This is a genomic window from Streptomyces sp. YIM 121038 (assembly GCF_006088715.1).
Classification (GTDB): Bacteria; Actinomycetota; Actinomycetes; order Streptomycetales; family Streptomycetaceae; genus Streptomyces.
In genome coordinates this window covers 9,703,448-9,716,469 of record NZ_CP030771.1, presented here as the reverse complement: position 1 = coordinate 9,716,469, position 13,022 = coordinate 9,703,448, and the positions used below count along the sequence as shown (strand labels likewise).

At 72.3% G+C, this 13,022-nt stretch carries 9 protein-coding genes; 4 read left to right on the top strand and 5 right to left on the bottom strand.

Annotation, left to right across the window (positions count from 1 at the left end; genetic code table 11):
* Window positions 1–25 precede the first annotated feature (25 nt).
* Window positions 26–466 carry an SRPBCC family protein gene (locus C9F11_RS41145; RefSeq protein ID WP_138965469.1) on the top strand — a complete coding sequence of 147 codons (441 nt, stop codon included), beginning with the start codon at window positions 26–28 and terminating at the stop codon, window positions 464–466.
* 11 nt (window positions 467–477) lie between these two features.
* On the opposite strand, the gene C9F11_RS41140 is transcribed toward C9F11_RS41145, so the two are convergent.
* Window positions 478–1,224 (bottom strand): class I SAM-dependent methyltransferase, encoded by a 747-nt coding sequence (locus C9F11_RS41140; protein ID WP_138965467.1) that lies wholly within the window; start codon window positions 1,222–1,224, stop codon window positions 478–480.
* Between the two features lie 137 nt (window positions 1,225–1,361).
* Here C9F11_RS41140 and C9F11_RS41135 point away from each other — a divergent pair, with 137 nt between their 5' ends.
* On the top strand, window positions 1,362–1,556 hold the full coding sequence (locus C9F11_RS41135) for an antitoxin (protein ID WP_138965465.1): 195 nt from the start codon (window positions 1,362–1,364) through the stop codon (window positions 1,554–1,556).
* 52 nt (window positions 1,557–1,608) lie between these two features.
* Here the strand turns inward: C9F11_RS41135 and C9F11_RS41130 are convergent, their stop codons facing one another.
* From C9F11_RS41130 to C9F11_RS47820, 3 genes are all read right to left on the bottom strand, one after another.
* The gene (locus C9F11_RS41130) at window positions 1,609–2,838 is read right to left on the bottom strand and encodes an FAD-dependent monooxygenase (RefSeq protein ID WP_138965463.1); all 1,230 of its coding nucleotides are present in this window, start codon (window positions 2,836–2,838) and stop codon (window positions 1,609–1,611) included.
* A 129-nt stretch (window positions 2,839–2,967) separates the two neighbouring features.
* Window positions 2,968–7,107, bottom strand: a complete 4,140-nt coding sequence (locus C9F11_RS41125) for a hypothetical protein (protein WP_138965461.1) — start codon at window positions 7,105–7,107, stop codon at window positions 2,968–2,970.
* A gap of 2 nt (window positions 7,108–7,109) precedes the next feature.
* Window positions 7,110–10,802: a hypothetical protein gene (locus C9F11_RS47820; RefSeq protein WP_171076018.1), complete on the bottom strand. Its 3,693-nt coding sequence runs from the start codon at window positions 10,800–10,802 to the stop codon at window positions 7,110–7,112.
* Between the two features lie 480 nt (window positions 10,803–11,282).
* On the opposite strand from C9F11_RS47820, the gene C9F11_RS41115 reads away from it, so the two are divergent.
* Entirely contained in the window at window positions 11,283–12,008 is a 726-nt protein-coding gene (locus C9F11_RS41115) for a Sir2 family NAD-dependent protein deacetylase (protein WP_138965459.1), read from the top strand.
* Window positions 12,009–12,083: 75 nt separating this feature from the next.
* On the opposite strand, the gene C9F11_RS41110 is transcribed toward C9F11_RS41115, so the two are convergent.
* The gene (locus C9F11_RS41110; RefSeq protein ID WP_138965457.1) at window positions 12,084–12,422 is read right to left on the bottom strand and encodes a hypothetical protein; all 339 of its coding nucleotides are present in this window, start codon (window positions 12,420–12,422) and stop codon (window positions 12,084–12,086) included.
* Window positions 12,423–12,669: 247 nt separating this feature from the next.
* On the opposite strand from C9F11_RS41110, the gene C9F11_RS41105 reads away from it, so the two are divergent.
* Window positions 12,670–13,017: a hypothetical protein gene (locus C9F11_RS41105; RefSeq protein WP_138965455.1), complete on the top strand. Its 348-nt coding sequence runs from the start codon at window positions 12,670–12,672 to the stop codon at window positions 13,015–13,017.
* Window positions 13,018–13,022 lie beyond the last annotated feature (5 nt).

Sequence of the window (13,022 nt, the reverse complement as noted above, 5' to 3'; positions counted from 1 at the left end):
CGGTGGCGCTGTCTACGATCGGCGTATGGCCCTCTTCCGCCTCGTACGCACCACGCCGCTCGGTCCCGACGAGGCGTGGCGGCGGCTGACGGACTGGGAGCGGCACGGCCGGGTGATGCCCCTGACCAGGGTCACGGTCTCCGGAGCGGAGTCCGGGGGTGCGGGTGCCCTGCTGACCGCGCGGTCCGGGGTCGGGCCGCTGGCGTTCGACGACGTGATGGAGGTCGTGCTCTGGCAGCCGCCGCGAGGGAGGCGCGGGATCTGCCGTCTGGTCAAGCGCGGCTCGTTCGTCACCGGGTGGGCCGAGATTGAGGTGGGCCCCGGGGAGGCCGGCGCGGGTGCGCGGGTGGTCTGGCGCGAGGAGCTGCGGGTGCGGTGGCTGCCCGGGGTGCTGGATCCCGTGGTGGCGCGGGCGGCGGCGTGGCTGTTCGGCCGGGCGGTCGACGCGCTGCTCGCCGGGCGCTGACCCGGGCCCGGTCAGTCGAGGGGCTTCTCCCACACCGAGACGTGCTGGGTGCTCTCGCCGGTGAAGGGCTTGCCGTGCCAGTCCTCCCAGCGGTCGCGGAGGCGGAGTCCGGCGAGCCGCGCCATCAGGTCGAGCTCGGCGGGCCACACGTACCGGAAGGGGATGGAGCGGTGCTCGGCGCGGCCGTCGACGATCGTGACGTAGTGCGAGCTCAGCGCCTGGGTGGCCACGTCATAGGTGTCGAACGCCCATCGGGTGGGGCTGATGTGGAACGGCACGGCGGTCTGCCCGGGTGGCAGGAGGCGCAGATCGGGCACGCCGACCTCGATGACGAAGCGGCCGCCGGGGCGCAGATGGGCGGCGGCGTTGTGGAAGCAGGCCACCTGGGCGTCCTGCGTGGTGAGGTTGTTGATCGTGTTGAAGACGAGGTAGACCACCGCGGCGGACCGCGCGTCCTCGGCGTGGGTGGTGGCGAAGTCGCCGATGGTCACGGGCACCGCGTCGCCGCCGGGTTTCTCCCGCAGCCGGGACGCCATGGCGCGGGACATCTCGATGCCGCGCACCGGGACGCCGCGCCGGGAGAGCGGCAGGGCGATGCGGCCCGTGCCGATGCCGAACTCCAGCGCCTCGCCGTCGCCCGCCAGGTCGGCGAGGAGGTCGACGACGGGGTCCACCGCCTCCGGGCGGAACATGTCGGCCGACGACTCGTCGTAGGTGGCGGCTACGTCCTCAGCGAAGTGTCCGTCCTCAGGGAGCATGCCGGGACGGTAGCGCCCGGGGCGTGGGTGACGCACGGGGGTTTCCCCCGCACGGGATGCGTTTTCCCCGCACGGGATGCGGATCGGTCGGAGCGCGGTGAACCTGGAACCAGGGGCGAACCGCAAGGAGACATCCCATGTCTGTGCTGGACAAGCTCAAGCAGATGCTGAAGGGCCACGAGGACAAGGCGGGCCAGGGCATCGACAAGGCGGGAGACTTCGTCGACGACAAGACGCAGGGCAAGTACAGCAGCCAGGTCGACACCGCCCAGGAGAAGCTCAAGGAGCAGCTGGGCGGCGACCAGGGGCAGCAGAACCCGCCGCAGTCCTGATCGAGGCACCGAGTGGTCCGGGCCACGGCCCGGACCACGGGGTCCTCGTGCGCTACGGGCGCCGGTCGCGGCCCGGCGCGGTCCGCGCGTGCGCGGTGCGGGCGAGCTTCGGCCCCAGCCAGCGCTTGAACCTGCGCAGTGCCTCGACCTGTCCGGCGGCCTTGTCGAGGCCGTAGTAGAGCTGGGGCGGCACGTACGGCAGCAGCGGTGAGTGGCGCTGGCCGAGCAGGGCGAACATGCGGTGCGGCGGCAGGTGGACGTACCGCGGCAGGCTCTCGTACCACCGGGCGCTGTAGCGGGCGGCGCTCTGCACGGACAGGAGGGCGGCCGCGCGCTCCCGCTGGTAGGCGGCGAGCGCCTCCGGGACCGCGCAGTGGCCGCGCAGGGCGGCGGCCAGCGCGATGGCGTCCTCCAGGGCGAGGGTGGTGCCCGCGCCGATGGAGTAGTGGGTGGTGTGGGCGGCGTCGCCGAGGAGGACGACGTTGTCGCGGTACCAGCGCTTGTTGGTGAGGGTCTGGAAGGTCAGCCACTGGGCCCGGCCGTCGCTGGAGGAGCGGCCGATCAGGGGGTGCCCGTCCAGGAGGTGGTCGAAGAGCTTGCCCAGGAGGGTCAGGCCTTCGGCCTCGTCGGCACGGTCGAGGCCGAGCCCGGTCCAGGTCTCCGGGGCGCACTCGACGACGCAGGTGCTGCCCTCCGTGCCGTAGCCGTACGCGTAGGCCCAGATCCAGCCGTGGTCGCTCTCCACGAAGGCGAAGGTGAAGGCGTCGAAGACCTTGGTGGTGCCGAGCCAGATGTAGCGGTTGCGCCCGGCCGTGACGTGCGTGCCGTGGTGCTCGGGGTGCGCGCCGCGCAGCGTGCTGTGCAGGCCGTCACCGGCGACGACCAGGTCGGCGTCGCGGGGCAGCGCGTCGGCGGTCATCTCCTGGCCGAACTCCAGGCGTACGCCGAGGGAGCGGGCCCGGGCGGCGAGCAGTTCGAGGAGGCGGTGGCGGCCGATGCCGAAGCCCTCGTCGCCGCGGTGGCGCGTGACGGCGTCCCCCACGTGGGCGACGCCGTCGCGCCAGCGCACGGATGCCTCCTCGACGGCGCGCGCGGACTCGGGGTCGTGCTCGTGGAGTTTGTCGAGGAGCCCGCGCCAGTACGTGACGCCCCAGCCGTAGGTGGAGCCCTCCGGGTTGCGCTCGTGGACGGTGATCTCGGTGGCCGGGTCCTGTCGCTTCAGGAGGATGGAGAGATAGAGACCGGCGGGGCCGCCACCGACGCAGGTGACCTTCACGTACACCTCTGCAAGTTGCTCACGATGACCATGCGACGACAGAGAGTAGCAGCAGTGGTGGCCGTTTCCCGACGTGCTGCGAGGGGCCCCGGCCGCGTTCCCCCGCGGCCCGGGCCCCTGGCGGCGGCCGGCTCGCTACAGCTTGAAGTCGATCCGGCCCAGCAGACCGACCGTCAGCTCGAAGTAGTCGGCGTGCACCAGGCGCCGGGCGGCCGGTACCGGGGCGCCGTTGACGGTGACCGTGTCGGTGGCCGTGTCCTTGTCGGTGCGGTAGAGCTCGTGCTCCTGGACCAGCAGCCGGTACAGGGTGAGGGGTTGACCGGTGGGGGCCGCGATGCCGCCGGACCAGGCGAAGCCCGTGCCGTCGGCACGGCAGACCAGGTCCGCCGGCGTGCCCAGCTCCTTCCAGTCCATGTCGTCCTCCCCCGCGAGCGCCCGGCTCTGGAGGGTGAGCGTGACCCGGCGGCACGCGGCCGCGGCGGTGACGCCGGTGCCGCTCGTCTCACCCAGTTCGTTGTACGTGGCCGGGCCGGTGAGGGTGGCCGTGAGCTGGTTGCCCTCGCGCCGCCCGGTGAGCGTGCGCGGCGGCAGGAGCTGGGCGAACTCCGCCCGTTCCACCTTCGACAGGTGCAGCGGGTCGACCGCGTACGGCTGGTAGCGGGCGAGGGCGAGGCGCAGATAGGGGAAGTAGGCGGTGGCCGCGCCGCCGCCGAAGTCCACGTCGATGTCGACGTACCAGAGCCTGCGTGCCGTGTCGTACGCGGGGGTGAAGGCCGCCGCGTCGACCAGGACCGGTTCCGCGTCGGGTGAGCCGGGCAGGCGCAGACCGGTCGGGCGCTTCTCCGGGTTCGGGAAGTGCGTGGCCTGCGGGCGCGGCAGGACGGTGGTGTCGGACCAGACGGGGTCGACGCCCCAGCGGGTGGCGACGGTGTCGGGCAGGGCGGTGCCGGTGTCGAGCACCACGGCGAGCATCTCGTCGTCGCCGGAGGAGTACCAGGGGCGGTTCAGATAGACGCGCAGGCCCGCGGGGCGGCGGCGCTGGGTGACCGTGGCCCGCTGCTGGTCGACGCTGCGGTCGTGGCGCAGGGTGGGTACGGCGTAGGCGACGGCGGGCGGCTCGGGCCTGCGGGAGCTGGGCACCGGCAGGGGGGCCGCGGTCGGGCCGAGGCGGGTGACGTTGGCGCGGTCTTCGGTGATGGTGGGGTGGAAGTACTCGCGGAAGCGGGTGACGGCGGTCGGCGTGTAGCGGACGTTGCGGTGCCGGGTGTCGCCGAACTCGTGGGTGCGGGTGACCCGTTCCTCGTCGTCGGCGTAAGCGAGGGTGATGTCCTCCAGTTGCTTGTGGCCGTCGACGCGGGTGGGCGCGGGCTGGGTGACGTCGTCGAGCCACTCGCTCCAGCGGGCGTCCACCTCGACGTGGCCGGTGCTCTCGGCGTGGCTGGTGACCTGGATGGCGATGTGGGCGGCGGTCTGCTCGGCCGTCCGGAAGGCGCTGAGTTCGGCGAGGCGGGGCGGCTGGACGGGCTTCTCCACCGCGTGCACCAGCGTGACCTCGGTCCAGGGCGTGAGCATCCAGTTCTCACCGTCGGCGGTGGCCCGGGTGAGGAACGCCCTGTCCCGCTCGCGCAGGTCCTTCCAGAAGGAGGACTCGGTGAGCAGCCCCCACTGGCGCAGCAGGGGGAGCTTCGCCGGGTCCAGATAGCAGCTCAGGCGGACCGTGGCGATCTCGCCCTTGGGCAGGTACACCTCCAGGACGCGCTGGGTGAGGCCGTCCCAGTGCGGTTCGCCGCTGCCCTCCCGGATGCGGATCCTGAACGGCTGGGCCTGCGGCCAGGGTCCCGGGAAGGGGATCTTGCGGTTCTCCCGGTCGCCGGGCAGGCCGCGCAGCATGACGCCCTCGGCGAGGACGTCCGGGAGGTACGGCAGGCGCAGTTGGTGGGTGTCGTGCACGACGAACTCGCCGCGCTTGAGCCCCGCGCCGCGGCGCGCGAGCGGCAGCGGGGTGACGGCCAGCGGGTCGTGCACGTCGTGCTTGGCGATGTGGATGGAGCCTTCGAGCAGCAGGTCGTGCGGGAGGTGCGGCCACTGCGGGTCGCGGACGACGGTGTCCAGGAAGGACCCGGATTCGCGGGAGGCGGCCGCGAAGTACTCCGCGCGCACCCGGTCGGGCTTGGTGGCGCCGAAGGCGGCGTCGAACACGCCGTGCTCCTCGGCCATCTGCAGGGCCGTCTTCGGCGGTGCCACGTGTCGTTCCGCGATCGGCTTGTACTGGCGGTCCAGGCCGTCGACGTCGGAGCGCGCCTTGTGGTCGGGGACGTCGGAGCGCCACAGGACGTACTCGTCGGGCGAGATCTGGCGGCCGTCGTCGGTGACGGTGCTGCGGATGACCATGCGCTCGGTGGACTCGCCCTCGTTGAACGGCAGCAGCGGCACCACCACGGGCTGCGGGACGGGTTCCCAGCGGCCGTAGGTGATCGCGTCGGACCGGACGGCGTCGGGGGTGCTCGCGGTGTGGTCGAGGCCGTTGCCCGCGAGGTCGACGACGCGGGCGCGCATGCGGTACGTGCGGCCGAAGCGCAGGGCGGGCAGCGAGCCGGGCTCCGCCGTGAACCGGGTCTCCAGGGGCACGTCGGGGGACACGGGCGGGGCGGGTGCCTCCGGCTCGTTGTCGAGCCCGATGGTGCGGCCCGGCCGGGGCGCGGCGAGGCTCCAGCCGTGCCAGCCGCAGACGGCCTGGTGACCGTAGAGCACCTTGGAGGTGGCGGAGACGGCCGTCACGGCGCTGGCGCGCACCAGGCCCTCGTCGGGGCGGACCTGGAGGGTGATGGGCTGCTGTCCGGGCCAGCGGATCGTGTAGCGGCCGCGGCGGCGCAGCAGGGACTGCCACTGGCGGACGGCTCCGGTGGCCGGGTCGACGGTGCCGATGTCCACGCGGTAGCCGCGGACCAGGTTCTCCGCGGTCAGTTCGGCCACTTCGCCGTTGGTGCGGCGCTTGAGGTCGGTGCCGATCTGCCCGGCGAGGTAGTGGTCGCGGACGGTGTGCATCAGGGTGATGCCGCCGCCGCGGGCGGCCGGGGTGGCGGTGCCCGCGACCTGGTGGGCGACGGAGCCGGGGCTCGACGGCACGTCACGGTCGTGCAGGGCCGCGATGGTGCGGGCGTAGTCGAGGTGTTTGAGCGCCGCCCCGTCCACGTCCAGTTCGGTGAGGTGCCAGGTGTCGGGGGCGCCCAGGTTCAGCATCCTGCCGGTGATCAGGCCGGTGGTGGCGGCGCCCGCTTCGAAGACGCTGCCCCGGACGATCCGGAGGGTCGTCCAGGGGCGGAGCGGCTCGGCGTTGAGATCGTCGGCGTGGGGCACGCCGTTGTCGAAGCGCACCCGGACGCGGGCCCCGTCGGGGATGCTCGCGGGCAGCGTGAACCGGCGGTCGACGACGAGGCCGAACCTGCGCTGGAGCTCCGGGTAGTCGCCGAGCAGACCGCACGCCTCGTGGAAGTCGACGCGGTGCTCTTCCTCCTCCTCGGCGGCCAGGGCCTCGGCGGACGGCCTGGGCCGGTCGTAGAACAGGGCGGTCTCGGCCAGGGGCAGCATGTGCTTGTACTCCTCGCTGGTGTACAGCGGGGTCGTACGGTCCATGACCCGGGGAGCGAGGTCGTCCGCGGCGGCGCGCGGGACGTCGCTGTGCTGGTTGAACGCCAGCTTCACCGCCTCGTAGCCCTTGGCCAGGTTGCGGCCCATGGCCAGGACTTCGCTGGTGATGATGTCGGGCATCAGATACAGGGCGGGCGTCTCCCAGCCGCGGTGGTCCGTCGGCGGCTCCTCGCACAGGACGCTCTCCTGGCGGGCCCATTCGCCGCCGAGGCGGCTGCGCGTCGTGGTCACGGCGACGGCCCGGTACACGTCGGTGATCTCGTCGTGCACCAGCTTGCCGGGGAAGGAGCGCAGCGTGTCCGGTGCCTCGGCGGCCAGCGCGGTCGCCTGCTCCGGCGGGGACACCAGGGTGGTGTCCTTGAACAGGGCCTTCCACGTGTCGAGGTCGGCCGGGGGGTGGTGGCCCGTCGGCTCGTGCTGCGTGACGTAGGTGTGTTCGGGCTTGTCGAACTCGAACCAGAGCCCGGCCAGCAGGGTGGCGAGCCGCTCGGGCCAGCGGATGAACGCCTCGGACTGGCCGAGTTGGGTGATGCCGGTCAGGTTCGGGGTGACGAGGACGGACACGCGTACGGTGTCGCCCTCGATGACGCCGTCGGGGAGGACGGTCCATCGGATGCTGTCCACCATGGTCAGTCCACCTCCGCGAAGGCCGTGCAGTAGTCGAGGACGGGGTCGACGCGGGCGCCCGTGACCGGGTCGGTGTACGGCGACATGAGGTCGGCGAAGGACGGCGGTGTGAGCTCCGGTTCGGCCGCGGCGCCCGCGAATCCGGTGAGTTTGCCGCTGCCCGCGAACTTCTTCTCGCAGCGGATCGTCACGGACTTCGAGAAGAAGCCGATCTCGATGCTGATGGTGAGCCGGGCGCGACCGACGGCGTAGCCGCCTTCGTAGCCGAGTTCGAGGTAGAGCTCGATGGAGGCGGAGACGATGCCGAGGACGTCGACCTCGCCGCGGGCGCGGAGGTAGCCGACGAGTTTGACGCTGGGGCGGGTCTCCTTCTGGTCGGGCCTGCCCGGGTCGGGCGTGACGTCGACGAGTTCGAGCCGGAAGTAGACGCCCGCCATCACGGACAGGCTGCCGCTGGCCACGCCGAAGTTCATGGACACCGCGGCGCCGAATTCGATGGCGGCGTCCAGGACGGCGATCTCCTTGGGGTTCAGGACGATGCCGAAGTAGCCGCCGCCGCCGAGCATCGACACGGTGAGGCGGAAGGGTGCCTCGCGGCGGCAGAAGGAGAAGCCCGCCTGGAGCGGGGTGTTCCCGATGAACGGCACCGAGAGCATCGCGTTCAGGGAGAGGTTCTCCAGGCTGAACACGCCCACGGCCGCGTTGGGCAGCTGCATCGAGTAGTTGGCGTGGATGCCGGAGGCGTCGACGGTGAGGGCGGGCGGGTCGCTGAAGCCGTCGAGCGGGATGAGGTTGCGCAGGGTCTGGATGAACTCCAGGTGCCCGATGAAGTCGACGCCGCCGAACTTCACCTCGACGTCGGGCTTCTGGCCCGCGCGCATGGTGAAGCGGATCCGTTCGAAGTCCAGGGCGATCGCTTCGAATCCGGGGACCATGCGCAGCTTGAAGCGGCCCAGCGTGCAGGTGACGTCGGCTGCCTGGGGCACGTCGGGCCGCAGTGAGCCGCGCAGGTCGGCGACGAGGCTCAGTTTGCCGATGGGCCAGAAGACGGCGTCCTTCTCGTGTTCCGGAGGGTCCGTCCTGCCCGGCGTCCACGCTTTGATGTCCGGCTGCCACTGGATGCGGGAGTTGACGACGTCCGGGAGCTTGGCGCCGAGCGCCGCCATCTTGATGGCGTCCCGCAGCGCGATGACCTCGCCCGCCCCGTTCTCGTACGTGGCGGTCGCCTCGGCGATGCGGGTGAGCAGCTGCCGCACACCGGTCTCGACCCCGGCGGGCAGGCCCACCCGCAGCTCCCTGAGGGCGTCGGCGAAGGCGCGGAAGGCGTTGTCGACGTCCTCGATGCGGGTGGGGTTGGGGGCGTGCTCCAGATTGCTGGTGATGTAGGCGAGGAGCACCTCGACGAAGCGCGTCGCGGTGTCGACGACGCGGATGACGCGGTCGGCGGTCTGCGGGAACTGTTCCTGGACGGCGGCCAGGGTGTCGCGCAGACCGCGCAGGTCGTTGAGGAACCCGGTGACGGCGTTGACGGTCGCCGTGAGGAAGTTCGGCGCCTTGAGCTTGTCGAGGCCGGCCTCCTTGAGGATCGCCGACAGCGGGAACATGCCGAAGAGCTTGGCGTCGGCGATCTGCTTGAAGTAGTCGAGGGGGTTGAACCGGCCCTGGAGGAGGTTGACCCACTTGTCGGCCGGGTCGGCGGCGGGCCCGAGGGCCGTGGTGGGGACGGCGGCGACCGGGCCGGTCAGCCGGGACAGGCCCGCGACGGAGAAGTTCGGCTGGGCGAGGGCTCCGGCGCTCTGCCCTGCCGAGCTGAAGGTCAGCGGGAACGGCTCGACGAGCTCGATGAACAGCTGGCCCTTGTTGGCGTCGGTGAAGGCGTCGCGCACGTACGGCTCGGGGTGGAACACCGACTTCGGCTGGTCGCCGCCCACGCCGGTGCCGAAGCGGCTGAGGGCGGGCACGACGGCTCGCGCCCAGCGCACGGTGGGCAGGAACAGGGGCTCTTCGGCGGCGACCGGCTCCGGGGCGAGCGCGGCGCCCCAGATCAGCCGTCCGGTGGAGAGCGTCGTGTCGTCGGGCTTGTTGCTCGGCGCGTAGGCGACGGCCTGGCCGCGCACGTCGGCGAGGGCCCGGGTGACCGCGCCCTGGGTCAGGTCGGGCTCGGTGGGGCTCGGTTTCGTCTCGTCCGGCGTGTAGTAGGTGATGATCGTCCCTACGTCGGCCCGGTTCCCGTACAGGTTCTTGCCGACGAAGGCCATGGGCGTACGGAACTCCACGAGCCGGCCGTCCAGGTCGGTCATGCTCACCTGGAACTGGAAGGGCACGTCGCCGTCGGTCTCCGGGAAGAAGGCGAGCTTCTCGTTGGGGTGCTGGGGGTCGGTGGCCAGGCCCGGGATGGGGCGGGGCTCGTGCAGGTCGGGGGTGACGAGGGTGAGCAGACGGACGCTGGTGAACGGGAAGCGGCGGCGCAGGCGCTTCAGTTCCTCGGTGTCCTCCGGCGCTCCGTAGCGGCGGACCGGCTCGCGCACCATGATGAAGAACCGCTGGTTGAGGTAGGCCGCGTTGTCCGGCCGCTTGTGGTCGAACTTGCGCTCGGTGACCTTCACGAGGTCCGCGAGGTGACCGAAGGGGAAGAGCCGCCCCCGGTACATGACGCGTACGTAGTGGTCGCGGCCGAGGGAGGCGCGGTGGCGCCACTGGGTGACCTGGAATCCCTCGGGCGGCCGGTCCCAGCGGCCGAGGGAGTCGAGCCAGCCTCCCATGCTGGACAGCATGAGGTTGTCGCCGGTGAGCGGTGTCGGCCGGAAACCGCCCGGAAGACCGGTGTTCGAGGTCAGGTGCACCACGGACGACCGGTCCTCGGGGGTCATCGCCATGGTGAACTCGTTGCCGTCGGGGGGCAGCGGGTGCGGGCTCGCGGGGTCGAAGCCGGGGTCGCGGGTCCAGACGGCACGGGCGCCGGTGGCGGGCAGCCGGGTGTGCCACAGCTCGACGCGGCCCGTGGGGTCGGCGAGTTCGCTGCTGTGCGACCAGGTGGCGCCCTGGGGTGGTGACAGCAGGAGCCGGTAGGGCAGTTCGATGCCGGTCTTCGGGTCGTCCGGGTTCGCGAGCGGGTTCTCCGGCCGGGCTCCGGCGGCGAGGTCCGCGGCCGGGGCGGCGAGCAGCCCCGCGTCGACGGGCGCGTCGGTGCCGTGCCGCGCCGCGAGCTCCGCCACCGTGCGGGCCAGGCGCAGGGCGTGGAAGACGTTGTCGGGAGCCTCGGTCACGGCGTGGTGCAGGCCGGCCGCGGCGGCCGGTTCCCTGGCGGCGTCCACGACGCGCAGGGGGAGTTCCCGCATCGCGTCGAGGAGGCCCTTCTCGGTGTAGGTGACGAAGGCCTGGGCGCCCACGCCGAACACCAGGACGCTGCGGCCGCCGATGCGCGAGGCCACGGGCGGTGGCTCGTGCGGCTCGTCCCCCGCGAGGGAGGCGCCTTCCGGGATGCCGGGGGTGATCTCGAAGAACGCCCGCTCGACGACGTGCTGGGGGCCGAAGGTGACCACGAGGTAGCCCGGCTGGTCCGGCTTCTGGCGGACCAGTCGGCGGGGTTCGAGCAGGGGCTTCTCCAGGCGCAGGCCCAGGAAGCGGAAGTGGAGGTCGAGGAGGTCGGTGGCGCGCAGCAGACGGTAGGGCTGCGGAGGCGGTGGCACGGACATGGGTTCCCCCGTTGCCGGGTCCGAGGACCCCGTAGGGCGGCATGGTGTGTCGCGGAAGTGGCGGGAAGGGCGAAAGTGAGGGAGGGAGGTGCGTCAGGACGTCGGCGTCACGGCCGACCCGCCTGGCGTGTGGTGGGAGGGGGTGGCGTGCCCGCGCCGTCGACGGAGCGAGGCGTGGCTGAGCCGCCACTGAAGCGAGGTGAGATGCGCCCTGGGATGTGTGATCCATGGTTCTATCGCACGCCGGAGGCTGTCGTCGCTGTCAATTTCGGCCTTCATGCCAGCTCCTGCCCGCACGCCGCTTCCGTCCCAGGATCCCCGCCCGGCGGGGGCGCGCGGCGCTCCATACGCGCAGCTCACCCCATTGGGCGAGCCGGGGGTGGCGCCGGGCGCGGCGCCGGATCGGTGCGCGGGCGCGGAGCGGTGCGCCCGGCGGAATCCGTTCGCCGGTGCGCGCACGCGCGCCCTAGGCTCGGCGGCATGAGCAAGCCCCTCGTCGCCCTTCTCAGCGGAGCCGGCATCTCCACGGACTCCGGCATCCCCGACTACCGCGGGCCGAACGGCCTGTGGCGGCGTGATCCCGAGGCCGAGAAGCTCGTGACGTACGAGTACTACATGGGCGATCCGGAAGTCCGGCGCAGGGCCTGGCGGATGCGGCGGGAGAACCGCACGCTGCTGGCCCGTCCGAACGCGGCGCACCACGCGGTGGTCGAACTGGAGCGCTCCGGCGTCCCGGTGCGGGTGATCACGCAGAACGTGGACGGGCTGCACCAGCTGGCCGGGATGCCGGACCGCAAGGTGCTCGAACTGCACGGCTCGGCGCGGTCGGTGGTGTGCACCGGGTGCGGTGCCCGCGGGCCGATGGAGGAGGCGCTCGCCCGTGTCGAGGCGGGCGATCCGGATCCGGCGTGCACGGCATGCGGCGGTGTCCTCAAGTCGGCGACGGTGATGTTCGGCGAGCGGCTCGATCCGGAGGTGCTCGGCGAGGCCGTGGCGATCACGAAGGCCTGCGAGGTGTTCATCGCGGTGGGCACGAGCCTCCAGGTGCAGCCCGCGGCGGGCCTCGCGGGTCTCGCCGCCGACTTCGGGGCGCGTCTCGTCATCGTGAACGCCGAGCCGACCCCGTACGACGACCGGGCCGCGGAGGTGGTGCGCGAGCCGATCGGCACGGCGCTGCCGGAGCTGCTGCGGGAGCTTGCCGCCTAGGCCGCTCCCGCCGCGCGAGGGGTGGACGGCGGGGCCAAGGAGGGGCGGCCCCGCCGTCCTGGGGGGGGGTGGCTCTCAGCCGAACATCACGCTGCGCGCGAGAGGGTCGGTGAAGGTGCGGCCGTCCCCGGGAACCAGGGTGTCCGCGAGTTCCTCGCAGCCCTGGTCGTAGTACACCCGGGCGACGGCGTCCGTGCGGTTCCGCACGCTGGTCGCGCCTTGGAGCAGGAGGTAGCACTCGCCGTTGTCCGGGTCGTCGATCTCCAGGTCGCCGGACTGGGACGAGTGGTAGAAGAAGGTGCCGGTGGCGGCGTGGGCGCTGCTGGTGGGCAGCGCGGTGAAGACGGCGAGGGCGGCAGCGGCGGCCAGGGCCGCGCGCCTGATGCGTGCCGACGTCATGCGTGTGGCGGTCATGGGTGCCACGGTTCCGCACGGGGGTGGAGTCACCCAGGGGACACGCTCCCAGAGAGCCGGGAAGTCGGAGCGGGCAGCTGATTCGCACGCCCCCCGCGTGCGCCCCGGGAGCCCCTCGTCCGCAGCGTACGGACCGCGCGCCGAGCGGCTCCCTCGTCCGGGTGAGTGCCGAAAGGACCGGCATATGCGGACATACGCAGGGGAAGCGAAGGCCCGTTGCCCTCACCACTGCGAAAGGACCGCGCGTATGCGCTTCCGCACCGCCCTGGCCGCCGCCGCGGGCGCTCTTGCCCTGATCGTCACCCTGCCCGCTTCGGCCACCGCGGCCGACGGCCAGTTCCAGTACACCTACAGCGGGCTCGACGGCAGGCCGCAGGTCGCCGTCATCGACGACCCGGAGAGCTGGAAGTGCGTCACGCTGCCGGAGGTGGCGGACCCGGATTCCAGCTCCCCGGCCCACTCGCCGCGCAACCGGACCGACGCGTACGCCGAGGTCTTCACGGAGCCGGACTGCACGGGCGACTCGTTCACCTTGCGCCCGCGCACCGGGTACGGCTCCGAACGCCTCAAGCTCCGCTCCGTGATCTTCTTCTGACGGGT

What these genes read in the sequence shown, in the direction of transcription:
- C9F11_RS47820 (WP_171076018.1), bottom strand. Translation starts at nt 10,802, where the DNA reads ATGTCCGTGCCACCGCCTCCGCAGCCCTACCGTCTGCTGCGCGCCACC.
- C9F11_RS41110 (WP_138965457.1), bottom strand. Translation starts at nt 12,422, where the DNA reads ATGACCGCCACACGCATGACGTCGGCACGCATCAGGCGCGCGGCCCTG.
- C9F11_RS41135 (WP_138965465.1), top strand. Translation starts at nt 1,362, where the DNA reads ATGTCTGTGCTGGACAAGCTCAAGCAGATGCTGAAGGGCCACGAGGAC.
- C9F11_RS41115 (WP_138965459.1), top strand. Translation starts at nt 11,283, where the DNA reads ATGAGCAAGCCCCTCGTCGCCCTTCTCAGCGGAGCCGGCATCTCCACG.
- C9F11_RS41105 (WP_138965455.1), top strand. Translation starts at nt 12,670, where the DNA reads ATGCGCTTCCGCACCGCCCTGGCCGCCGCCGCGGGCGCTCTTGCCCTG.
- C9F11_RS41140 (WP_138965467.1), bottom strand. Translation starts at nt 1,224, where the DNA reads ATGCTCCCTGAGGACGGACACTTCGCTGAGGACGTAGCCGCCACCTAC.
- C9F11_RS41145 (WP_138965469.1), top strand. Translation starts at nt 26, where the DNA reads ATGGCCCTCTTCCGCCTCGTACGCACCACGCCGCTCGGTCCCGACGAG.
- C9F11_RS41125 (WP_138965461.1), bottom strand. Translation starts at nt 7,107, where the DNA reads ATGGTGGACAGCATCCGATGGACCGTCCTCCCCGACGGCGTCATCGAG.